Genomic DNA, 23,562 nt, shown 5'->3' on the forward strand with positions numbered 1-23,562 from the left:
CCGTCAGCGCGCGGCCGGGGCGGCCGATGTCGCCCACCAGGTCTCGATCGCCCAGCCCTCGCCGCTGGCGTACGGGGGCATGTCGGCGGGGCGCGCCAATCGCCAGGCGTTGTAGGCCATGCGGTGCGTGGGTGCCGACCATTGGGGAATCAGCACCTGGCTGTGCGCCACCACGCGCTCCAGCGCCCGGCACGCCGCCAAGAAGGCGGGCTCGGTGTCCGCCTGCACCATGCGCGCGATCACATCGTCCAACGCCGGGCTGGCCAGTCCGCTGAAATTGCCGGAGTCCTCGGTGCGGGCGGCTGCGCTGCCAAACAGGTCCGCATACTCCGCACCCGGGCTGTGCGTACCCTGGAACGCCAGCGAAATCACGTCGAAGTCGAAGGTGCGCAGCCGCTGCTGGTACAGCGCGAAGTCCACCGGCCGAAAGCGCAGCTCCACTCCCAGCCGCGCGAGGTTCCTCCCCCACGGCGTGACGACGCGCGCGCCGGCCTCGTTGCTGTCCAGATACTCCAGCACCAGCGGCTCACCCTTGGCGTTGCGCAGCGCCCCGTCGCGGTAGGTCCAGCCGGCCTGACGCAGCAGCGCCTGTGCCAGGCGCAGGTTGGCGCGCAGCCGATCGGGCGTGCCGGCCACCGGCGGCTCCCACATCGGCCCGAAGACTTCCGGCGGCAGCTGCGCGCGCCACGGCTCCAGCAGCCGGCGCTGCGCCGCATCCGGCTCGCCCTGCGCGGCGCAGGCGGTGTTGCCGAACAGCCCGCGCACGCGCTCGTAGCTGCCGTAGAACAGCCGCTCATTCATCCACTCGAAGTCCAGCGCCAGCGCCAGCGCCTGGCGCACCCGCCGGTCGTCCAGCGGCGGTCGGCGGGTATTGAGCACATAGCTCTGAAAGCCCGTGGGCAGCCGGTGGCGGAACTCGGCCTTGACCAGCTCGCCCGTGTCGAAGCGCCGGCCGTTGACGCGCCGCGCCCAGTCGCCGGCGGAGAAGAAGCGCATCAGGTCGAACTCGCCGGCCTTGAGCGCCTCCAGCCGCGCGGTGTTGTCCTTGTAGATCTTGACGGTGATGCGGTCGAAGTTGAACGTGCCGCGCCGCACCGGTAGGTCACGCGCCCAGTAGTCGGGATCGCGCACGTAGGTGATGTCCTTGCCGAACTTGACCGGCCCGATGCGATAAGGGCCGCTGCCGATCGGCACCTCCATCACCACCTCGTTGAACGGCTTGCGCCGCCCGGTGGCGGGATCCACCCCCCAGTCGCGGCTAAAGATGGGAATGCCGCCCACCGTCAGCGGCAGTTCGCGGTTGGGGCGCTTGAAGCGAAAGCGCACCGTGCGCGCATCCAGCACGTCCACGCCGTCCAGGTCGGCCAGCATCGTCTTATAAACGGGCGAGGTGTGCGGCCCGAGCAGCGTCTCGAAGGTGTGGCGCACGTCCTCCGCCAGCACCGGCTTGCCGTGATGGAAGCGCGCCTCGCGCCGCAGGCGGAAGGTGACGCTTAAGCGATCCGGCGCCACCTGCACGTCCTCGGCCAGCAGCCCATAGGCGGCGCCGACCTCGTCGGCAGCGCCAACCAGCAGGCTGTCGAACAGCAAGTCCGACAGGTAAGCCGGCGCGCTGCCGCGCAGCGTGAACGGGTTGTATTTGTCAAAGGTGGAGGTGCGCAGGTTGCTGACTAGCCGCAGCTCACCGCCCTTGGGCGCGTCCGGGTTGACGTAGTCGAAGTGCGCGAAACCCGGCGGGTACTTCAGGTGCCCCCACAGCGCGTAGCCGTGCGCGGCCCAGGCCGGGACGCACACCCCCAACACCAGCGCTGTCAGGATCCCCCCCGCGGCGCGGAGGGCGCGCGGAAGGCTCGGCGGATGTGGCCAGTCGTGCATGCGACAATTCTGCAGGATTTTTTCCGCACCACGAGGAGCACGAACAATGGGTTTTCTGGCCGGCAAGAAGCTGCTGATCACCGGGGTTTTGTCCAACCGCTCGATCGCCTACGGCATCGCGCGCGCCTGCCGCGCCCAGGGGGCGGAACTGGCCTTCAGCTACGTCGGTGAGCGCTTCAAGGACCGCATCACGGAGTTCGCCGCCGAGTTCGGCTCCAACCTCGTGTTCGAGTGCGACGTCTCGGACGACGCCAACATCGAGCGCCTGTTCCAGGATCTGTCGGCGCACTGGCCGACGTTCGACGGCTTCGTGCACAGCATCGGCTACGCGCCGCGCGAGGCCATCGCCGGCGACTTTCTCGACGGTCTGTCGCGCGAGGCCTACCGCACCGCACACGAGATCAGCGCCTACAGCTTCCCGGCCATGGCCAAGGCGGCGCTGCCCTACCTGAACGACCGCGCCGCACTGCTGACACTGACCTACCTGGGCAGCGTGCGCATGGTGCCGGCCTACAACACGATGGGGCTGGCCAAGGCGAGCCTGGAGGCCAGCGTCCGTTACTTGGCCGAATCGCTGGGCAGCAAGCGGCGCGGCTGGCGGGTCAACGGCATCTCGGCGGGCCCGATCAAGACCTTGGCCGCCAGCGGCATCAAGGGCTTCGGCAAGATCCTGAACGTGGTCGAGAGCAACGCCCCGATCCGGCGCAACGTCACCATCGACGACGTCGGCCACACGGCGGCGTTTCTGCTGAGCGACCTCGCGGCCGGCATCAGCGCCGAGGTGATCTACGTCGACGGTGGCTTCAGCCAGGTGATGGGCGGGCTGGCGGCCGGCGACGCTGCCGAAGCGTGAGCCGCCCCGCGGGCGATCACTTCAGGTTGCCCAGATAGGCCGCCACCGCCTCCAGCTCCAGGTCGCTCAGGCGGTGCGACATCACGCGCATGATGGCGTTGTCGCGGTTGCCCGTGCGCTCTTTGAATGCCTGCACCTGACGGATGATGTACTGCGGGTGCTGGCCTGCCAGGCGCGGCAGTTCGGTGGTGCCGGTCGCGCCGGGCCCGTGGCAAGTGGCACACGGTGGCAGACCGCTGTGGCGGTTGCCCCGCTCGTACACATAGCGCCCCACGGCCAGCAGCAGCTCGTCGCCGCTGGGGGTGTGCCCCGGCTTCTGGCGCGCGTAGTACTCGGCCACCGCTTCGATGTCGCTGGGGCTCAGGCCCTTGACCTTCTCGGTCATCGCGGTGTCCTTGCGCTCACCACTGGCAAAGGCCTGGAGCTGACGCGTCAAATACTGGGCATTCTGGCCCGCCAGACGGGGGAAGTTGGGCGCCACGCCCTGCCCGCACGGACCGTGGCAAACCGCACAGCGGTCCCGGGCAATGAGCTCGCCGATCACCAGCGGATCGGTGGACTGGGCCTGCGTCCCCCAAGCCGCCATGCCCATGGCCACCGCCGCGATCGTGCGGCGCAGCGCCGTCTGCCAAGCCTTGCTCATCTGTTGCTCCAGGAATGGGTCCCGGGTCGCCGACGACCCCTGCCACCATCCTAGGGAAACCCCGCAACAGCACCTTGACGCGCGTCAACATCGCTGCATCGGCATGCAACGATGCACGGACGCGTGCGGCCGATCCGCAACGGGGCGCGCCTCGTCCCCGCCGCGTGGCCGAAACCAAGCTTCAGCGCCGCGGCGGCGGCAGATCGGTGCAACTGCCGTGCGCCACCTCCGCCGCCATGCCGATGCTCTCGCCCAGCGTGGGGTGCGGGTGGATGGTCTTGCCAATGTCCACCGCGTCGGCGCCCATCTCGATGGCCAGCGCGATCTCGCCAATCATGTCGCCAGCGTGGGTGCCCACGATGCCGCCGCCCAGGATCTTGCCGTGACCGTGGGCCTCGGGGCGGTCGTCGAACAGCAGCTTGGTAAAGCCTTCGTCGCGGCCATTGGCGATGGCACGGCCCGACGCCGTCCAGGGGAACAGGCCTTTCTTGACGGGGATGCCCTGCGCCTTGGCCTGGTCTTCGGTCAGGCCCACCCAGGCGACCTCGGGGTCGGTGTACGCCACACTCGGAATCACCCGCGCATTGAACGCACTGCGGGCCAAGGCCGCATCCCCCAGCAGTTCGCCAGCGATCACCTCCGCCGCCACATGGCCTTCGTGCACGGCCTTGTGCGCCAGCATGGGCTGGCCCACGATGTCGCCGATGGCGAAGATGTGCGGCACGTTGGTGCGCATCTGGATATCGACGCTGATGAAGCCCCGGTCGGTCACGGCCACGCCGGCCTTGTCGGCCGCGATCTTCTTGCCGTTGGGTGTGCGGCCCACGGCCTGCAGCACCAGGTCGTAGATGCCTTCACTCTTGGTACCGTCCAGCCCCTCGAACTGCACCCGGATACCCTCGGGCGTGGCCTGTGCCCCCACGGTCTTGGTCTTCAACAGGATGTTGTCGAAGCGGCCCTTGTTCATCTTCTCCCAGACCTTGACCAGATCGCGGTCGGCGCCCTGCATCAGACCGTCCATCATTTCCACCACGTCGAGCCGCGCGCCCAGGGTGGAGTACACGGTGCCCATCTCCAGCCCGATGATGCCGCCACCGATGATGAGCATTTTCTTCGGCACTGTCGGCAGCGCCAGGGCACCCGTGCTGTCCACGATGCGCGGGTCGTCGGGCAGGAACGGCAGCCGCACGGCCTGCGAACCGGCCGCGATGATGCACCGCTTGAACGCCACCACTGTCTTGCTGCCGGTCTTGTCCTGGCCGGTGCCGGTGGTTTCTTCCACTTCGACGTGGTTGGGGCCGACGAAGGCCCCGTAACCACGCACCACCGTGACCTTGCGCATCTTGGCCATGGCGGCCAGCCCACCCGTGAGCTTGCCGATGACCTTTTCCTTGTGGCTGCGCAGCTTGTCGATATTGACCACCGGGCGTCCGAACTCCACGCCCAAGTCGGCCATATGGCTGACCTCGTCCATCACGGCGGCCACGTGCAGCAGCGCCTTGGAGGGGATGCAGCCGACGTTCAGGCACACGCCGCCCAAGGTGGCGTAGCGTTCCACGATCACCACTTTCAAGCCGAGGTCGGCGGCGCGGAACGCGGCGGAGTAGCCGCCCGGCCCCCCGCCCAGCACGAGCACGTCGCACGCCAGGTCGGCGCTGCCGCTAAAGCTGGCCGCCGCCGGCAACACCGCGGCCGCCACCACGGGCGCAGCGGACGAGGCCGGGGCCGCCACCGCAGCCGCAGCAGGCGCGGACGCCGGGGCACCAGTGGTCGGTGCCGAGGGCGCCGAGGAGGGCACGGCCGCGGCCGCCTCACCGGCCACCTCCAGCGACAGAATCACCGACCCCTCGCTGACCTTGTCGCCCAGCTTGACCTTGAGTTCCTTCACCACACCCGCGTGGCTGGACGGGATCTCCATCGACGCCTTGTCGGACTCCACCGTGATGAGGGACTGATTCACCTGGACCGTGTCGCCCGGCTTGACCAGCAGCTCGATGACCGCCACGTCCTTGAAGTCGCCGATATCGGGAACCTGGATATCCATCAATGCCATGGTCGGACTCCCTTTACAGCAACACGCGGCGGAAGTCCGCCAGGATCTGGCCCAGATAGGCGTTGAAGCGCGCAGCGGCCGCACCGTCGATCACGCGGTGGTCCCACGTCAGCGACAACGGCAGCATCAGGCGCGGCACGAACTGCTTGCCATCCCACTTCGGTTCCATCTGGCTCTTGCACACCCCCAGAATGGCCACCTCTGGCGCGTTGATGATGGGCGTGAAATAGCGCCCGCCAATACCGCCCAGGCTGGAAATGGTGAAGGTGGCGCCGCTCATGTCGGCGGGGCCCAGCTTGCCCTCGCGCGCCTTCTTGGCCAGATCGGCCATCTCTTGACTGATCTGCAGAATGCCTTTTTGATCCGCGTTTTTGATCACCGGCACCACCAAGCCATTCGGTGTGTCGGCGGCGAAACCGATGTGCCAGTAGTGCTTGTAAATCAGCGCGTCGCCGTCCAGCGAGCTGTTGAACTCGGGAAACTTCTTGAGCGCGGCCACACAGGCTTTGATGAGAAAAGCCAGCATCGTGACTTTGATGCCGCTTTTCTCGTGCTCTTTGTTGAGCTGCACCCGGAAGGCTTCGAGCTCGGTGATGTCGGCATCGTCGTGGTTGGTGACGGCCGGGATCATCACGGCGTTGCGCATCAGGTTGGCGCCGCTGATTTTCTTGATGCGGCCCAGCTCCTTGCGCTCGATGGGGCCGAACTTGGCAAAGTCCACCTTGGGCCAGGGCAGCAGATCCAGCCCCACGCCGGTGCCGGCGGCAGGCGCCGGCGCTTGGGCGGCCTGGGCCTGCGTTTGCAAGGTGCCCGCCATGACGGCTTTGGTGAAGGCCTGCACATCCTCCAGCGTGATGCGGCCCTTGGGCCCCGAACCCTTCACCTCGGCCAGCGGCACACCCAGTTCCCGGGCGAATTTGCGCACCGACGGGGAGGCGTGCGGCAAACCAAGCACCGGGGCGGATGCGGGTTGGTGCGGCGCAACCGGCGACGGGGCAGCGGCAGGCGCCACCGTGGGCACCGGCGCCACGACCGGTGTGGGCGCTGGCGCGGGGGCAGGCACCGCAGTGGCCACCGGCGCGGCCACGGCAGGGGCAGCCACCGGCGCGGGAGCGGGCTCCGGGACGGCAGCGGCGGCGGCGCCTTCGGCCTCCAGCGTCAGCACCACCGAGCCCTCGCTGACCTTGTCGCCGAGTTGCACTTTCAGTTCTTTCACCACGCCGGCGTGACTGGAGGGGATCTCCATCGACGCCTTGTCGCTCTCCACCGTGATCAGCGACTGATCCACCGCCACCCGGTCACCGGGCTTGACCAGCAGTTCGATCACCGCCACGTCCTTGAAATCCCCGATGTCCGGGACCTTCACATCGATCACTGCCATTTCATCGTCTCCGGCCCATCAGGCGTACAGGGGGTTGAGCTTCTCGGTGTCGATGCCGTATTTGGCGATGGCCTCGGCCACCTTGGCTGCCGGCACGGTGCCTTCTTCGGCCAAGGCCTTGAGCGCGGCCACCACGATGTAGTGGCGGTTGACCTCGAAATGCTGGCGCAGCTTGCTGCGGAAGTCGCTGCGGCCAAAACCATCGGTGCCCAGCACCTTGTAGCTGCGCCCCTTGGGGATGAAGGCGCGGATCTGATCGGCATAGGCCTTCATGTAGTCGGTCGAGGCCACCACGGGGCCGGTGTGCTTGTCCAGCTGCTGGGTGACGAAGGGCACGCGCGGCGCCTGCGTCGGGTGCAGCAGGTTCCAGCGCTCGCAGTCCTGCCCCTCGCGGGCCAGTTCGTTGAAGCTCGGGCAGCTCCACACATTCGCCGCCACGCCCCAGTCTTTTTCCAGCAGCTCCTGCGCAAACAGACTTTCGCGCAGGATGGAGCCAGAGCCCAGCAACTGCACCCGCGGCGTGAGCTTCGCGCCTTCCTTGAACAGATACATCCCTTTGATGATCTGCTCCTCCGTGCCGGGGGTCAGGCCCGGCATGGCGTAGTTTTCGTTGAGCAGGGTGATGTAGAAGAACACGTTGTCCTGCTTTTCCACCATGCGCTTCAAACCATGGTGGATGATGACCGCCACCTCATGCGCGAAGGTGGGGTCGTAGCTGATGCAGTTGGGGATGGTGCCCGCCAGGATGTGACTGTGCCCGTCCTGGTGCTGCAGGCCCTCCCCGTTCAGCGTGGTCCGCCCCGAGGTGCCGCCCAGCAGGAACCCGCGCGCCTGCATGTCGCCCGCCGCCCAAGCCAAATCCCCGATGCGCTGGAAGCCGAACATCGAGTAGTACACGTAGAACGGGATCATGATGCGGTTGTTCGTCGAGTACGACGTCGCCGCGGCGATCCACGAGCACATGCCGCCCGCCTCGTTGATGCCCTCTTGCAGGATTTGGCCGGCCTTGTCCTCGCGGTAGTACATCACCTGGTCTTTGTCCACCGGGGTGTAGAGCTGGCCTTTGGGGTTGTAGATGCCGATCTGGCGGAACAGCCCTTCCATGCCAAAGGTGCGCGCCTCGTCCACCAGGATGGGCACGACGCGCGGCCCGAGCGCCTGATCGCGCAGCAGCTGCGTCAGAAAACGCACGTAGGCCTGCGTGGTGCTGATCTCGCGCCCCTCGGGCGTGGGTTCGAGCACGGCCTTGAACGTCTCCAGCGACGGTACGGTGAACTGCTCGTCACTGCGGACCCGGCGCTTGGGCAGGTAGCCCCCCAGCGCGCGGCGGCGCTCGTGCAAATAGCGCATCTCCGGCGTGTCGTCGGCCGGCTTGTAAAACGGGATCTTGGGCAGCTCGCTGTCGGGGATCGGGATGTTGAAGCGATCGCGGAAGTAGCGGATGTCCTCGTCGGAGAGCTTTTTGGTTTGGTGCGCGGTGTTCTTGCCTTCGCCCGCGCGGCCCATGCCGTAGCCCTTGACCGTCTTGACCAGCAACACGGTCGGCTGGCCCGTGGTGTTGTGGTGCGCGCGGTGGAAGGCGGCATACACCTTCTGCGCATCGTGGCCGCCGCGGCGCAGCGCCCAGATGTCCTCGTCGCTCATCTTGGCCACCAGCTCCAACGCCTTCGGGTGGCGGCCAAAGAAGTTCTTGCGCACGAAGGCGCCATCATTGGCCTTGAACGCCTGATAGTCGCCATCCAGCGTGTCGAGCATGATCTTGCGCAGCACGCCGTCCTTGTCCCGCGCCAGCAGCGGGTCCCAGTTGCTGCCCCACAGCAGCTTGATCACGTTCCAGCCGGCGCCGCGAAACTCGCCCTCCAGTTCCTGAATGATCTTGCCGTTGCCGCGCACCGGGCCGTCGAGCCGCTGCAGGTTGCAGTTGACGACGAAGATCAGGTTGTCCAGTCCCTCGCGCGCCGCCAGGCCGATGGCGCCCAGGCTCTCGGGCTCGTCCATCTCGCCATCGCCACAGAACACCCACACCTTGCGCCGGCTGGTGTCGGCGATCCCCCGCGCGTGCAGGTACTTGAGGAAGCGCGCCTGGTAGATGCCCATGATCGGCCCCAGGCCCATGCTGACGGTCGGAAACTGCCAGAAGTCCGGCATCAGCTTGGGGTGCGGGTAGCTGGACAGCCCCTTGCCCTCCACCTCCTGGCGGAAGTTGAGCAGCTGCTCCTCGGTGATTCGCCCCTCCAGGAACGCGCGCGCGTAGATGCCCGGCGCGCTGTGGCCCTGGATGTAGAGCAGGTCGCCGCCGTGCGTGCCGCCCTGGTCGGTGTCGTCGGCGTGCCAGAAGTGGTTGAAGCCGCAGGCCAGCAAGTGCGCCAGCGACTGGAACGAGCTGATGTGCCCGCCCAGCTCGCTGCCGTCGGGCGACGCCAGCCGGTTGGCCTTGACCACCATGGCCATCGCGTTCCAGCGCATGTAGGCGCGCAGACGGCCTTCGATTTCCAGGTTGCCGGGGCTGCGCTCCTCCTCGTCCGGCTCGATGGTGTTGACGTAGCCGGTGGTGGCCGAGAACGGCAGGTCGATGCTGTGCTCGCGCGCCTCCTCCAGCAGCTGCTCCAGCAGAAAGTGCGCGCGCTCGGGGCCCGTGCGTTCGATGACGGCATCCAGGGCGTCGAGCCACTCGCGCGTCTCCTGCGGATCGGCGTCGGGGGCCACGAGCGGGGAAATCGGTGGGGTGGTTTGGGACATGGTGTCGTCTCCTCGTTGGCACGGAAAAGGGTACGGCGAAGGCGTCGTCGTGTCCACGAAGTTTCGCACGAAATGGACCAATTTCCAAACTGCGGTCATCTATTTCACATTACGACATTTAAGATGTTGGCCGTATAGCGACGCTGAGGGTTTGCCCTAAACTGCCGGCATGGCCAGCCCGACGTCCGACACCCACGCCCCGCGCGGCCCCCGCTGGTGGGCAGCCCCGCGCCGCTGGTGGCGCCAGTGGTGGGACCGGCTGCCGCCCAGCCGGCAGGACCGGCTCGCCGTGCTGGGGCCACTGCTGTCCGTCCTGCTGTTTTTGACGGCGATCTTTTCGGCCCTGGCCCACTTCACCCATCAGGAGGCCAACCGCGAGCAGGAAGCGGTGATGCGCGACACCGAATACGCGCAACAGCGCCTGCGCCTGCGCCTGCTGGAGCGGCAGGAGCAGCTCATGCGTCTGGCGCGCGACATCGCCAACCGCTCGGTCGAGGAGACCGAGTTCGTCTTTCAGGCCGAGGCGGTGGTGATGCAGAACCCCGAACTGCTGTCGGTGCACTGGATCGGCCCGTTCCGGGAGGTGGTGACGGGCTACGCGTCGCCCAGCGCGCCGGCGCATGCCCAGCGCCGCGCGGGCGATCTGCTGCCGCCCAACAGCACCGATGGCGCGTTCGAACTGGCGCGCGACCTGCACCAACCGATCTACTCGCGCCCCCTGCGCTGGCCCGACAGCGGCAGCACCATCGTGCTGCTGGTGCCCTTCGAAGACCAGCGCCGCTTTGGCGGCGCGGTGTTGGCGGAGTATTCCGTCGAAGGGCTGCTGCGCTATGGCGTGCCGGCCGAGGTGCTGGCGCGCTACGCGGTGACTTTCGTCGGCGAAGACGGCACGCTGCACGCGGGCACGCCGCTCAAGCCCATCACGACCCCGCTGTCGCGCCTGCCCTGGGCAGCGCGGGCTCAGCGGCACGAGCTGCCCATTTCCCCCATCGGTAACAGCCTGCTGGTGCGCGCCGAAGGCCTGCGCGCCGACCGCGACGCGGGCAGCGAAGCATTTTTCTGGATCGTCGGCGCGATGAGCGTGGCGACGATCTGGATGCTGCTGGGCAATATGCGCCACACGCGCCGGCGCCTGCAGGCCCAGCGCGCGCTGGTGGCGGAGACCAACTTCCGCCGCGCCATGGAAAACTCCATGCTCACCGGGATGCGCGCCCTGGACATGGAGGGCCGCATCACCTACGTCAACCGCGCCTTCTGCAACATGACGGGCTGGAGCGAGGCCGAGCTGATCGGCACCACCGCCCCCTTCCCCTACTGGCCCGAGGCGGAACACGACACGCTGATGGCCCGCCTGCAGGACGAGATCGCCGGCCGCAACGCCCCGGGCGGCTTCGAGGTCCCCGTCAAGCGCAAAAACGGCAGCATCTTCTACGCTCGCATGTACGTCTCGCCGCTGGTCGATGCGCAGGGGCGGCAGACGGGCTGGATGACGTCGATGACCGACATCACCGAGCCCAAGCGCATCCGCGAAGAGCTGACGGCCTCGTACGACCGCTTCGCGACCGTGCTGGACAGCCTGGACGAGGCCATCTCGGTCGCGCCGCTGCACAGCAACGAACTGCTGTTTGCCAACCACATCTATCAGCGCTGGTTTGGGCAGGGCGCAGCGGGCCACGAACGCATGCTCGAGCTGTGCGCCTCCGTCCCGGTGCTGCCGCCGCAGGACCACACCGACCATGTGGACAGCCTGGTCGGCCTGCCCGCCGATGCGCTGGTGGAGGCGATCGCCGAGCACACGCAGATCCTGGTGCCCGAGCTGGGCAAGTGGCTGGAGGTGCGCACCCGCTACCTGACCTGGGTGGACGGGCGGCTGGTGCAGATGCTGATCGCCAGCGACATCACCGCCCGCCGCCATGCGGAAGAACAGGCCGCTCTGCAAGCCGAGCGCGCCGAAACCGCCAGCCGCCTGATCACGATGGGCGAGATGGCCTCCAGCGTCGCGCACGAACTCAACCAGCCGCTGACCGCCATCAGCAACTACGCCAGCGGCATGATCAGCAGGCTGCAAAAAGGCCAAATGGGCCCCGAGGATCTGCTCGGCGCGCTGGAAAAGACGGTGCGGCAGGCACAGCGTGCGGGCAACATCATTCAGCGCATCCGCGCCTTCGTCAAAAAAAGCGAGCCCAACCCGACGCTGTCCGACGTCGCGCAAATGGTGGCCAACGCCACTGAGCTGGCCGACATCGAGCTGCGCCGCCACATGGTGCGCCTCAACATCTACGTCGCGGCGCGCCTGCCGCGTTTGATGGTGGACCCCATTCTGATCGAACAGGTGCTGATCAACCTGCTGAAAAACGCGGGCGAGTCCATCCAGCATGCCCAGCGGCCGCCCGGCCAACGCCATGTGGAGTTGCAGGTCGTGCCGCGCACCGTCGAGGGCCGCGACGTGGTGGAGTTCACCGTCCGCGACAGCGGCAGCGGCATTCCGCAAGACCGCCTCGACCGCATCTTCGAAGCCTTCTACAGCACCAAGGCCGAAGGCATGGGCATCGGCCTGAAGCTGTGCCGCTCGATCATCGAATCCCACCACGGCCGGCTGCATGCGCGCAACCTCTACAATGGCAGCGAGGTCGCGGGCTGCGAGTTCACCTTCTGGATCCCGGTGTCGCCCCAGGACGCCGCGGAGTCCCGTGTTCATCCATCCTCTGTCAACGAAGCGCAGACGCCCGAAGGACAACGATGAGCCTGATCCCCAAACGCGGAACCGTGTACGTGGTTGACGACGACGAAGCCGTGCGCGACTCGCTGCAATGGCTGCTGGAGGGCAGGGACTACCGGGTGCGATGTTTCGAGTCGGCCGAGGCGTTTCTGGCGCGCTACGACCCGCGCGAAGTCGCCTGCCTGATCGCCGACATCCGCATGGGCGGCATGAGCGGCATGGAACTGCAGGACCGGCTGCTGGAGCGCCACTCGCCGCTGCCGATCTGCTTCATCACCGGCCACGGCGACGTGCCGATGGCGGTGGAGTCCATGAAGAAAGGCGCTCTGGACTTCATCCAGAAGCCCTTCGACGAAAACCAGCTCGTCGCGCTGGTCGAGAAGATGCTCGACGTCGCGCGCGAGACGTTTGCCGTACACCAGCAGGCCGCCACGCGCGAGGCGCTGCTGGCCAAGCTGACCACGCGCGAATCGCAGGTGCTGGAGCGCATCGTCGCCGGGCGGCTCAACAAGCAGATCGCCGACGACCTCGGCATCAGCATCAAGACGGTGGAGGCGCACCGCGCCAACATCATGGAAAAGCTGGGCGCCAACACCGTGGCCGATCTGCTCAAGATCGCCCTGGCGCCGATTCCCCCCTCCAAAGTCTGACCCCCTCCCCCATGACTGCCCAACTGATCGACGGCGTGGCGCTGGCGCGCCACTGGCGCCAGCGCGTGGCCGAACGCGCCGCCGCGCTGGCGGCCCGCGGCCACCGGCCGGGCCTTGCGGTGATCCTGGTCGGCGACGACCCCGCCAGCCAGGTCTACGTGCGCAACAAGGTCAAGGCCTGCGGCGAGGCTGGCATCCACTCGGTGCTGGAAACCTACCCCGCCAGCCTCACCGAGGACGAGCTGCTGGCGCGCATCGCCGCCCTCAACGCCGACCCGGCCATCCACGGCATCCTGGTGCAGCTGCCGCTGCCGGCGCATCTGAACGCCCAGCGCGTCATCGAGGCGATCGCGCCGGAGAAGGACGTCGACGGCTTTCACGTCGCCAACGCCGGGGCGCTGCTGGTCGGCCAGCCGGCCTTCAGGCCGTGCACGCCGTACGGCTGCATGAAGATGCTGGAGCACATCGGCCGCACCGACCTGCGCGGCCAGCACGCCGTCGTGGTGGGCCGCAGCAACATCGTCGGCAAGCCGATGGCGCTGCTGCTGCTGCAGGCCGGCGCCACGGTGACGATCTGCCACAGCGGCACCGCGGACCTGGCCCACCACACGCGCCAGGCCGACGTGCTGGTCGCCGCGGTCGGCAAGCCGCGCATGATCGGCGCCGACATGGTCAAGCCCGGCGCCGTGGTGCTCGACGTCGGCATCAACCGCCTGCCCGACGGCAAGCTGTGCGGCGACGTCGACTTCGACGCCGTGCGCGAGGTGGCCGGCTGGATCACCCCGGTGCCGGGCGGCGTAGGGCCGATGACGATCGCGATGCTGCTGCTGAACACCATCGAGGCCGTCGATAAGCAAAATTAAAATAACTTGAATTGACATCGGACTTCAAACGAAAAAACGACATAAGAACAGGGAACATGATACCCCCGCGCGAAACAAAAAATCAAATCAATTATAGACCAGACATAGACGGATTGCGCGCAATAGCAGTGGCGGTTTCAAGCGCCAAGTGCAACAGTGGAATCACTGAAGGGGGTGGCTGGCTTGGGTGATCCTCTGCAGCATGGCCTGGTAGACAGCGATCGGTGGGTAGAAGCCGTGGATGGCGCGCGGGCGGTTGTTTAGCCGGTCGGCGATCGCATCGAGCTCATCCTGGCTGTAGACCGACAGGTCCGTACCCTTGGGCAGGTACTGGCGCAGCAGGCCGTTGATATTCTCGCAACTGCCCCGCTGCCACGGGCTGCGCGGGTCGCAGAAGTAGACCCGGATGCCAGTGGCTTCGGTCAGCTCCGGGTGGCGCGCCATTTCCTTGCCGCGGTCGTAGGTCAGGGTCTTGCGCATCGGCTCGGCGATGCTGCGCAGCTTGGCGGTGAAGCCCTCCAGGGCCGAGGCTGCGGTGGCGTCCTTGAGCTTGGCCAGCATCACCAGACGCGAGCTGCGCTCCACCAACACGCCCACCGCCGAGCGGTTGGCCGCCCCCTTGAGGAGGTCGCCTTCCCAGTGCCCGGGGAAAGCCCGCTCGTTGGCCTCGGGCGGACGCAGGTGGATGCTGATGGCCTCGGGCAGCTGACCCCTTCGGTCCTGCCCTCGAGACCGGGGCATGCGCTTGCTTTGCGCACGCCTCAGACAGGCGATGAGTTCCTTGCGCAGCTCACCGCGCGGCATCGCGTAGATGCAGTTGTAGATGGTCTCGTGCGAGACGCGGCGATGCAGATCGTCGGGCCACATACGCTTGAGTGTGCCGGCAATCTGAGACGGCGACCAGCCCTGCAGCAAGAAGTGGTGCACCACGCCGAAGAGCACGCCGTCTTCGGCCAGCTTGGGGTGGCGGCGGCGCTTGAGGCGCATCGCGCAAGCACGCGCGCCGGCTGCCCGCGCATCGTAGGTGCAGCCGCTGCCTGCCGGCACGAAGGCCGTGCGCTGCGGCCAGTCCAGCGCTCGCCGGATCTCGCGCGTGATCGTCGACGGCGAGCGTTGCAGCGTGCGGGCAATGCTGCGAGCCGAGCAGCCCTGCTGCAGCATGATCATGATGGTGGCGCGCTCTTCGGCGCTCAAGTGCTGGTAGCGGGTTCCCATGGGTCGGCGGCAGGGTCGGGTACAAGGCAGATCAGGGGTGTTGCACTTGATTATTGACTCCGCCAGTTTTATCCGTCGTAATATTTCATGCCTTCCCAGAGCATTTAAAGGGAGGATTTATTGGAGTTGATATATTTTTTGTCATCTCCGGGTATTTAATTACCAGCATTCTACACAACAATTTAAAAAGCAATAGCTTCAGCTTTTTTGACTTCTACTCACGAAGAGTTAACAGGCTATTCCCGGCCTTAGCAATCACGCTCGCACTCCCCCCCGCGTCAGAATAGATGTCGCCCGCATAGAACTCTGAACCTGGGGGCGATGATGGAAGAACAAGTTGGCCAGATACGGACAAGCATTCAAGGACCGTGCTGTGGCGCGGTTGCTGCCGCCTGAGAGCGCTTCGCTGACAGACGTGGCGCGGGAATTTGGTGTGAGCGTGCAGACGCTGCAGAAGTGGCGCGATGCGGCGTTGTCGCCGCCGGCCGCTGCCCAGGCCTGGACGCCTGCAGCCCGTTTTGAGGCGTTGCTGACGACGGCGGCCATGGATGAACAGCAACGCAATGCCTGGTGCCGCGCCAACGGCGTGTACCCGCAGCAGCTCATCGAGTGGCGCCAGGCGGCCACCGAGGCACTGGGCAGCACAGCCAGCGAGCGCAGCAGCCCGGCCCAAGCCAAGGCCCAGCAGCGCCGCATCAAACAACTCGAGCGCGATCTGCGCCGCAAGGACAAGGCGTTGGCAGAGACCGCGGCATTGCTGGTGCTCTCAAAAAAGCTCGAGGCGGTCTTGCCGGGGGACGAGGACGCATGATCCCGCTGCAAGACCGCCGACATCTGGTGGAACTGATCGGGCAAGCGCACCGCGATGGCGCCAGTCTGTACAAGGCCTGCGAGACGGCCGGCATCACGCTGCGCACGCTGCAGCGCTGGACAATAGCCGACGGCTCCATCCGCTGTGACGCTCGCCCCCAGGCGCAGCGACCCAGGCCAAGCCATGCGCTCAGCCAAGCCGAGCGCGCCGAGGTGCTGCGCATTGCCAACGAGCCGCGCTTTGCGGACCAGCCGCCTGCGCGCATCGTGCCTGCGCTGGCCGATGAAGGCCGCTATGTGGCCAGCGAATCGACCTTCTACCGCATCCTGCGCGCACAAGGGCAAGCCGCCCATCGCGGCCGCGCCAAGGCGCCGCAGGCGCGACGCGGCCCGAGCACGCATGTGGCCAGTGGCCCGCGCCAGCTCTGGTGCTGGGACATGACCTATCTGCCCGCCCAGATCGCCGGGCGCTGGTTCTACCTGTATCTGATCCTAGACCTCTACAGTCGCAAGATCGTGGGCTGGGAGGTGCACGAGCACGACGACGCCTGCCATGCCGCGCACCTGGTGCGCCGCACGGCGCTGGCCGAGGGCATTGCCACACAGGCGAGCAAGCCCGTGCTGCACGGCGACAACGGCTCCACGCTCAAAGCCACCACGGTGCTGGCCATGCTGCATTGGCTGGGCATCAAGCCCTCGTACTCGCGCCCACGCGTCAGCAACGATAACGCCTTTGTCGAATCGCTGTTTCGCACCGCCAAGTACCGGCCCGAGTTCCCTGCCCGTGGCTTTGCCGACCTGCACGCCGCTCGCGACTGGGCGGCGCAGTTTGTGCATTGGTACAACCATGAGCATCTGCACAGCGGCATCCGCTACGTGAGCCCGGCAGCGCGGCATGAAGGGCGTGACCAAGCGATCCTGGCGGCCAGGCATCAGGTTTACGAACGTGCCCGCCAGCGCCATCCGTCGCGCTGGAGTCGGCACACGCGCAACTGGCAGCCCATCGGCGCCGTCACGCTCAACCCCGAGCGCGACGCGGTGATCGAAGGCCTCACGCTGCATCACGATACACAACAATTGGCCGCATGACTTGCGCGACAACTATCTTGACACGCACCGCGGGTGCGCTTGGCGCGCAGCTCAAAGCCCGTATACATCGGCGCCTCCAGACTCATCTGCTTCATGTCGCTATTGTCCCATCCCGGCAGTCTGGCAGGAAGGTTTTGCAGACCTTCCCTTATACTTATTTCACTGGCCAATTTTATCTTTTGGCCGAATTATCTACTTCGAGACACCACCAAATCGATACAAGATCCTTACGATAATAATTTCCTTCGTGCTGGCATGGCTTACAACAAGATTTATCGAGCCATCATTCCGCCACGCATCCCAATCACCCAGCGGCGAAGAAAGATTTAAATTTCAACCCAAAACACTGAAATTAACATTAATTTTAATTCTTATTGGATTATTCGGAATCGCCGTAAACTTGACGAATTTTTCCTCGAGCCGATCGTTCGAAACTCTTGCAGTCAAGCGTCGCGACGAACACGCCATCGGAAGCTCGTTAAAATGGTTCGAAGGAAAAGAAAATTGGCTATTCCTCGGAAATGCTTACGAAAAAAACTTGGCCAAACTAAAACTTGCCATCAGACCCAAAAGCACTGAAATAGATAAGACGACCAAGTTTTTTCAAGACTTAGCGAGCACAGCAGATCAGTTTAATATCAAAACTTATCTATTCATTGGCCCAAACAAAGAGACCATATACCCCGAATATTTGCCAAAACAAGTTACAGTACCTCCTGCGCGATACCTTGATTTCTTTCTTCGCGAACTAAGCAAGATTAACAATTTAATTATCTACGACCCCACAAAAATTCTGAAAGAGTCAAAAACGGAAGGTCTTTTGTACCGAAAGACCGACACCCATTGGAATAATAGAGGAGCCTATGTAGCGTTTTCCGGGTTTCTAAAAACTTTAGGTATTAGTCCACCTAAAGTTAGCTTCTTTAAGGGTCAACCTCAGCCAGGAGATTTGATCGAAATATCCAATCTCAAAAATTTCCCCATTGACAACGAAGACAGCTGGGATATTTCGTGGGAATCCAGACTAGACTGGAACGAAGAACTCACATCCAGAGAAAATATTTTTGGCTTCGGATACCCTTCGATCGTAAAAAACAAACATCCATTATCGGAAAAAGTTGTCTGGATCATAGGCGATTCTTTTTCCGCAGCCCTGAGGCCATTCTTTAACGCCACCTTCAGAGAAGTACATTACATTGGCCACTGGGGAAAGACAATTGACAGAATGCCAAAACTTATTCAAGAAAGCAAAGACAAACCAGACTTGATCGTTATCATCAGAGTGGAGAGATCGTTTTGACAAGCACCGCACTTGCGAAACCACAATAACAAAAATTCTAAATCCAAATATAATGGACACATCTTTCGATATTATCATTTACGATGCGGGTGAAGCGCGAGTGGAGGTTCGCCTCGCACGCGATACGGCATGGCTCAATTTACAGCAACTTTCAGAGCTATTCGGGCGTAGCAAGTCCGTGGTCTCGCGGCACTTGAGGAATATCTTCGAGTGCGGCGAACTCATACGCGAGGCAGTTGTTGCAAAAAATGCAACAACTGCCTCCGACGGCAAAACGTATTTGGTTGAGTATTACAACCTCGATGCCATCATCTCCGTCGGCTACCGGGTGAACTCCACGCGCGCCACGCGCTTTCGCCAATGGGCCACGCGGGTGCTGCGCGAGCACCTGACGCGGGGTTACACGCTGGACCGCCAGCGCTTTGAAAAGAATGCCGCCGAGCTGGAGGCGGCGCTGGCGCTGGTGAAGAAGGCCGCCGCGGGCGAGGCGCTCACCGCCGACATGGGCCGCGGGCTGGTGGACGTGATCGCCCGCTACACCCAGACCTTTCTGTGGCTGCAGCGCTACGACGAGGGGCTGCTGACCGCTCCGGCCGGCAGCCCGGGCGGGGTACTGCCGACGCTGGAAGAGGCTCGGGCCGCCATCGCGCGCCTGAAGGCCGAGCTGATGGCGCGCGGCGAGGCGTCGGACCTGTTCGGCCGCGAGCGCGGTGAGGCCTTCGCGGCGATCCTGGGCAACCTGGAGCAGACGGTGTTTGGCGAGGCGGCCTACCCGACGGTGGAGACCAAGGCCGCGCACCTGTTGTATTTCGTCATCAAGAACCACCCCTTCGCCGACGGCAACAAGCGTACCGGGGCATTCCTGTTCGTGGACTTTCTGGCGCGCAACGGCCGGCTGTTGCGCGACGGTGAACCGGTGATCAACGACGTCGGGCTGGCGGCACTCGCCCTGTTGGTGGCGGAATCGAACGCCCAAAACAAGGACGTGATGGTCCGCCTGATCGAGAACATGCTGGCGCTACCGGCCCCGCCCGGCCAGCCACCACAGGCTGCGCAGCGCGCATAGCCACTGCAGCGCCACCAGCAGCGTGCCCAGGCCGTGCCAAAGTGCGAGGTTGCCACCGGTCTGCCGGGCGGTGAGGATGCGCTGCGCGACGCCGAACTCCTGCACCAGGCCGGCAAGCGCCCCCAGCAGCAGCCACGGTAGCAGCGCCCAGCTGGCGTCCCCGGCCTGGCCGCGGCTGCGCTGCGCGCGCCCCCACAGCAGCAGCGCCAGGGCCGCCGCGACGCTGACCCACGACTGCACCTGGAACAGCCGCGCGGCCATGCCGCCGGCCACGGCCGGGTTGTTGAAGTGCGCAAACAGCAGCGGCACGGCGACGAAGCTCCACGCCGTCACCGCGCCCCACCACAGCGCCGCCACCAGCAGCGGCCAGCGCTGCGCCCAGGCTGGCCAGATTTGCCCGAGGGTCCGCACCGGCTGCGCCCTCACTCGTAGCGCACCGCCACGATCTCGTAGCGGCGCACGCCGTTGGGCGCCTGCACCTCGGCAACGTCGCCCTCCTCCTTGCCGATCAGCGCGCGTGCGATGGGGCTGGACACGTTGATCAGCCCGAGCTTCAGGTCGGCCTCGTCCTCGCCGACGATCTGGTAGGTGACGGTCTCGCCGGTGGCCTCGTCCTCCAGCTCGACGGTGGCGCCGAACACCACTTTGCCGCCGGCGTCGAGCTGCGCCGGGTCGATGATCTGGGCCGCGGCGAGCTTGCCCTCGATCTCCTTGATGCGGCCTTCGATGAAGCCCTGGCGGTCCTTGGCGGCGTCGTATTCGGCGTTCTCGCTCAGGTCGCCCTGCGCACGCGCCTCGGCGATGGCCTGGATGACGGCGGGGCGCTCGACGGTCTTCAGGCGGTGCAGTTCCTCCTTGAGCTTGTCGGCACCGCGCTTGGTCAGCGGAATGGTGGGCATGGAAGCAATCCTTGTCGCACAAAAGCAAACCGCCGAGCGTTGCCGTTCGGCGGTGTCGTTTCGCTTGTAATGATAACCGGTTTACCGCGCAACCACCCAGCCGGACACGCAGCCCGGCGGAGGGGTCGGTGGTCACCCCCTCACGCCAGCTGCGCGTGCAGCTCCGCCAGCGCGTACACCGGCAGGTCGTCCATCACCTTCATGCCCTCCACCGCCGCCTCGGCGCCGAAGATCGTCGTGAAGGTGGTCACGCGGTGGGCCAGCGACGCCACGCGGATGTAGCGCGAGTCGGCAATCGCATTGCGACGCTCCTCCACCGTGTTGATGACCATGGCGATCTCGCCGTTCTTGATCATGTCCACGATGTTCGGGCGGCCCTCGGTGACCTTGTTGACCACCGTGCACGGCACGCCGGCGGCCTGGATCGCCGCGGCGGTGCCGCGCGTGGCCACGAGCTCGAAGCCCATCGCCGCCAGATCGCGCGCGATCGGCACCACGCGCGCCTTGTCGCCGGGCTTGACCGACAGGAAGATCTTGCGCACCGCGTCGGTGGGCCGCGGCAAGCGCACGCCGGCGCCGAGCTGGCTCTTGACGAACGCCTCGCCGAAGCTGCGGCCCACGCCCATCACCTCGCCGGTGGACTTCATCTCCGGCCCCAGGATGGTGTCCACACCCGGGAACTTGACGAACGGGAAAACCGCCTCCTTGACGCTGAAGTACGGCGGCGTGACCTCGCGCGTGACGCCCTGTTGTGCGAGCGTCTTGCCCGCCATGCAGCGCGCCGCCACCTTGGCCAGCGCAATGCCGGTCGCCTTGGAGACGAACGGCACGGTGCGGCTGGCGCGCGGGTTGACTTCCAGCACGTAGATGACGTCGCGCTTCGCGCCGCCCTCTTCCACCTCCTGGATCGCGAACTGCACGTTCATCAGGCCGACGACCTGCAGCGCCTCGGCCAGCGCCGCGGTCTGGCGCTTGATCTCGGCCACGGTGGCCGCCGACAGGTAGTACGGCGGCAGCGAGCAGGCCGAATCACCCGAATGCACGCCCGCCTGCTCGATGTGCTCCATGACGCCGCCGATCAGCACCTGCCCGCTGGCGTCGCGGACGCAGTCCACGTCGCACTCGATGGCGTCGTTGAGGAAGCGGTCCAGCAGCACCGGCGAGTCGTTGCTGACCTTGACCGCCTCGCGCATGTAGCGCTCGAGATCGCGCGGCTCATGCACGATCTCCATCGCGCGTCCGCCCAGCACGTAGCTCGGCCGCACCACCAGCGGGTAGCCCAGCTCGGCGGCCTTGTCCATCGCCTCGGCCTCGGTGCGCGCGGTGGCGTTGGGCGGCTGCTTCAGGCCCAGCCGGTGCAGCATCTGCTGGAAGCGCTCGCGGTCCTCGGCGGCGTCGATCATGTCCGGCGTGGTGCCGATGATCGGCACGCCGGCACGCTCCAACCCCAGCGCCAGCTTCAGCGGCGTCTGCCCGCCGTACTGGACGATGACGCCCTCGGGCTTTTCCACCGCGACGATCTCCAGCACGTCCTCCAGCGTCAGCGGCTCGAAGTAGAGCCGGTCGCTGGTGTCGTAGTCGGTGGAGACGGTCTCCGGGTTGCAGTTGACCATGATGGTCTCGAAGCCGTCCTCGCGCAAGGCCAGCGCCGCGTGCACGCAGCAGTAATCGAACTCGATGCCCTGGCCGATGCGGTTGGGGCCGCCGCCGAGCACGATGATCTTGCGCCGATCGCTCGGCGCGGCCTCGCACTCCTGCTCGTAGGTGGAGTAGAGGTAGGCGGTGTGGCTGGCGAACTCGGCCGCGCAGGTGTCGACGCGCTTGTACACCGGCCGCACGCCCAGCGCGTGGCGGCGCGCGCGCACCTCGCCTTCGGTGGTGGCCAGCAGCTTGGCCAGCCGCCGGTCCGAGAAGCCCTTGCGCTTGAGCGTGCGCAGCGTCGCGGCGTCCAGCGCCTCCAGCGCCCGCGCGCCGTGCTGCGCCGTGTGGCGGTCGAGCGCCAGCTCGATCTGCACGATCTCCTGGATCTGCACCAGGAACCACTTGTCGATCCTGGTGAAGTGGTGCACCTCCTCCAGCGACCAGCCGGCGGCGAAGGCGTCGCCGACGTACCAGATGCGCTCCGGCCCCGGCTCGCCGAGCTCGCGCTCCAGCGTCTCGCGGTCCTGGGTCTTTTCGTTCATGCCGTCGACGCCGACCTCCAGCCCGCGCAGCGCCTTCTGGAAGCTTTCCTGGAAGGTGCGGCCAATCGCCATCACCTCGCCGACCGACTTCATCTGCGTCGTCAGGCGGTCGTTGGCCTGCGGGAACTTCTCGAACGCGAAGCGCGGGATCTTGGTGACGACGTAGTCGATCGTCGGCTCGAACGACGCGGGCGTCGCCCCGCCGGTGATGTCGTTCCTCAGCTCGTCCAGCGTGTAGCCGACCGCGAGCTTGGCCGCCACCTTGGCGATCGGAAAGCCGGTGGCCTTGGACGCCAAGGCTGATGAGCGGCTGACGCGCGGGTTCATCTCGATGACGATCATGCGCCCGTCGGCCGGGTTGATCGCGAACTGCACGTTGGAGCCGCCGGTGTCTACGCCGATCTCGCGGAGCACGGCGATGGACGCATCGCGCATGCGCTGGTATTCCTTGTCGGTCAGCGTCTGCGCGGGCGCCACGGTGATCGAGTCGCCGGTGTGCACGCCCATCGGGTCGAGGTTCTCGATCGAGCAGACGATGATGCAGTTGTCGGCCTTGTCGCGCACCACCTCCATCTCGAACTCTTTCCAGCCGACCAGCGACTCCTCGATCAGCAGCTCCGAGGTCGGCGAGGCCTCCAGCCCCCGCTTGCAGATGGTCTCGAACTCCTCCGGGTTGTAGGCGATGCCGCCGCCGGTGCCCCCGAGCGTGAAGCTGGGCCGAATCACCGCCGGAAAGCCCACCGTGCGCTGCACCGCCCAGGCCTCGTCCATGCTGTGCGCGATGCCGGAGCGCGCCGACTCCAGCCCGATGCGCGTCATTGCCTCCTTGAACTTCTGGCGGTCCTCGGCCTTGTCGATGGCCTCCGGGCGCGCGCCGATCAGCTCGCAGCCGTAGCGCTCCAGCACGCCGTGGCGCCACAGGTCCAGCGCGCAGTTCAGCGCGGTCTGGCCGCCCATGGTCGGCAGGATGGCGTCCGGGCGCTCCTTGGCGATGATCTTCTCGACCGTCTGCCAGGTGATCGGCTCGATGTAGACCGCATCCGCCGTGGCGGGGTCGGTCATGATGGTGGCCGGGTTGCTGTTGATCAGGATGACGCGGTAGCCTTCCTCGCGCAGCGCCTTGCAGGCCTGCACGCCCGAGTAGTCGAATTCGCACGCTTGGCCGATGACGATGGGCCCGGCGCCGATGATGAGGATGCTGTGAAGGTCGGTGCGCTTGGGCAT

Annotated in this window: 16 protein-coding genes and 2 pseudogenes; 8 read left to right on the forward strand and 10 right to left on the reverse strand. The window is 65.8% G+C overall.

The window, feature by feature from the left end:
• Positions 1 to 3 precede the first annotated feature (3 nt).
• Complete coding sequence (locus Tfont_RS00840) at positions 4 to 1,875, reverse strand: extracellular solute-binding protein (protein ID WP_143968087.1); 1,872 nt, start codon at positions 1,873 to 1,875, stop codon at positions 4 to 6.
• Between the two features lie 46 nt (positions 1,876 to 1,921).
• Between Tfont_RS00840 and fabI the strand changes: the two genes are divergently transcribed.
• Positions 1,922 to 2,728, forward strand: a complete 807-nt coding sequence (gene fabI, locus Tfont_RS00845) for an enoyl-ACP reductase FabI (RefSeq protein ID WP_068609767.1) — start codon at positions 1,922 to 1,924, stop codon at positions 2,726 to 2,728.
• Between the two features lie 16 nt (positions 2,729 to 2,744).
• Here fabI and Tfont_RS00850 read toward each other — a convergent pair whose 3' ends face one another.
• From Tfont_RS00850 to aceE, 4 genes are all read right to left on the reverse strand, one after another.
• On the reverse strand, positions 2,745 to 3,371 hold the full coding sequence (locus Tfont_RS00850) for a c-type cytochrome (protein WP_143968088.1): 627 nt from the start codon (positions 3,369 to 3,371) through the stop codon (positions 2,745 to 2,747).
• Positions 3,372 to 3,552: 181 nt separating this feature from the next.
• Entirely contained in the window at positions 3,553 to 5,424 is a 1,872-nt protein-coding gene (gene lpdA, locus Tfont_RS00855) for a dihydrolipoyl dehydrogenase (RefSeq protein WP_143968089.1), read from the reverse strand.
• A 13-nt stretch (positions 5,425 to 5,437) separates the two neighbouring features.
• Positions 5,438 to 6,805: a dihydrolipoyllysine-residue acetyltransferase gene (gene aceF / locus Tfont_RS00860; RefSeq protein ID WP_143968090.1), complete on the reverse strand. Its 1,368-nt coding sequence runs from the start codon at positions 6,803 to 6,805 to the stop codon at positions 5,438 to 5,440.
• 18 nt (positions 6,806 to 6,823) lie between these two features.
• Entirely contained in the window at positions 6,824 to 9,544 is a 2,721-nt protein-coding gene (aceE, locus tag Tfont_RS00865) for a pyruvate dehydrogenase (acetyl-transferring), homodimeric type (RefSeq protein ID WP_143968091.1), read from the reverse strand.
• A gap of 169 nt (positions 9,545 to 9,713) precedes the next feature.
• Between aceE and Tfont_RS00870 the strand changes: the two genes are divergently transcribed.
• From Tfont_RS00870 to folD, 3 genes are read left to right on the forward strand one after another with little or no spacing between them, the layout of a single operon-like run.
• Positions 9,714 to 12,287: a PAS domain-containing sensor histidine kinase gene (locus tag Tfont_RS00870; RefSeq protein ID WP_143968092.1), complete on the forward strand. Its 2,574-nt coding sequence runs from the start codon at positions 9,714 to 9,716 to the stop codon at positions 12,285 to 12,287.
• The gene (locus Tfont_RS00875) at positions 12,284 to 12,913 is read left to right on the forward strand and encodes a response regulator transcription factor (protein WP_143968093.1); all 630 of its coding nucleotides are present in this window, start codon (positions 12,284 to 12,286) and stop codon (positions 12,911 to 12,913) included. Before Tfont_RS00870 ends, Tfont_RS00875 begins: the two co-directional genes overlap by 4 nt.
• Positions 12,914 to 12,924: 11 nt before the next feature.
• Positions 12,925 to 13,776 (forward strand): bifunctional methylenetetrahydrofolate dehydrogenase/methenyltetrahydrofolate cyclohydrolase FolD, encoded by an 852-nt coding sequence (gene folD / locus Tfont_RS00880; protein ID WP_143968094.1) that lies wholly within the window; start codon positions 12,925 to 12,927, stop codon positions 13,774 to 13,776.
• 162 nt (positions 13,777 to 13,938) lie between these two features.
• On the opposite strand, the gene Tfont_RS00885 is transcribed toward folD, so the two are convergent.
• Complete coding sequence (locus Tfont_RS00885; protein ID WP_143968095.1) at positions 13,939 to 14,991, reverse strand: IS30 family transposase; 1,053 nt, start codon at positions 14,989 to 14,991, stop codon at positions 13,939 to 13,941.
• A gap of 65 nt (positions 14,992 to 15,056) precedes the next feature.
• On the opposite strand from Tfont_RS00885, the pseudogene Tfont_RS14935 reads away from it, so the two are divergent.
• The 4 genes and pseudogenes from Tfont_RS14935 to rhuM all read left to right on the forward strand — a co-directional run.
• Positions 15,057 to 15,254, forward strand: a pseudogene (locus Tfont_RS14935) (acyltransferase family protein); the annotation flags it as partial.
• A 74-nt stretch (positions 15,255 to 15,328) separates the two neighbouring features.
• A protein-coding gene (locus Tfont_RS00895; protein WP_143968096.1) for an IS3 family transposase occupies positions 15,329 to 16,890 on the forward strand; the annotation gives its coding sequence in 2 pieces (ribosomal slippage) (positions 15,329 to 15,758 and positions 15,758 to 16,890; 1,563 coding nt in all).
• 247 nt (positions 16,891 to 17,137) lie between these two features.
• Complete coding sequence (locus Tfont_RS00900; protein WP_185974442.1) at positions 17,138 to 18,190, forward strand: alginate O-acetyltransferase AlgX-related protein; 1,053 nt, start codon at positions 17,138 to 17,140, stop codon at positions 18,188 to 18,190.
• 52 nt (positions 18,191 to 18,242) lie between these two features.
• Positions 18,243 to 19,256, forward strand: coding sequence for a virulence protein RhuM/Fic/DOC family protein (rhuM, locus tag Tfont_RS00905; protein ID WP_143968098.1), 1,014 nt, complete (start codon positions 18,243 to 18,245; stop codon positions 19,254 to 19,256).
• Here rhuM and Tfont_RS00910 read toward each other — a convergent pair.
• The 4 genes and pseudogenes from Tfont_RS00910 to carB all read right to left on the reverse strand — a co-directional run bounded on the left by Tfont_RS00910 (position 19,209) and on the right by carB (position 23,562).
• Positions 19,209 to 19,667 (reverse strand): DUF4149 domain-containing protein, encoded by a 459-nt coding sequence (locus Tfont_RS00910; protein ID WP_260682216.1) that lies wholly within the window; start codon positions 19,665 to 19,667, stop codon positions 19,209 to 19,211. The two genes, rhuM and Tfont_RS00910, sit on opposite strands and share 48 nt — an antisense overlap.
• A gap of 11 nt (positions 19,668 to 19,678) precedes the next feature.
• Positions 19,679 to 20,155, reverse strand: a complete 477-nt coding sequence (gene greA / locus Tfont_RS00915) for a transcription elongation factor GreA (protein ID WP_068606326.1) — start codon at positions 20,153 to 20,155, stop codon at positions 19,679 to 19,681.
• Positions 20,137 to 20,253: pseudogene (locus tag Tfont_RS15005) on the reverse strand (hypothetical protein); the annotation flags it as partial. The pseudogene Tfont_RS15005 and the gene greA, both read right to left, overlap by 19 nt.
• Before the next feature lie 42 nt (positions 20,254 to 20,295).
• Positions 20,296 to 23,562 carry a carbamoyl-phosphate synthase large subunit gene (carB, locus tag Tfont_RS00925; RefSeq protein ID WP_143968100.1) on the reverse strand — a complete coding sequence of 1,089 codons (3,267 nt, stop codon included), beginning with the start codon at positions 23,560 to 23,562 and terminating at the stop codon, positions 20,296 to 20,298.

It is taken from the genome of Tepidimonas fonticaldi, assembly GCF_007556755.1.
Taxonomy (GTDB): domain Bacteria; phylum Pseudomonadota; class Gammaproteobacteria; order Burkholderiales; family Burkholderiaceae_C; genus Tepidimonas; species Tepidimonas fonticaldi.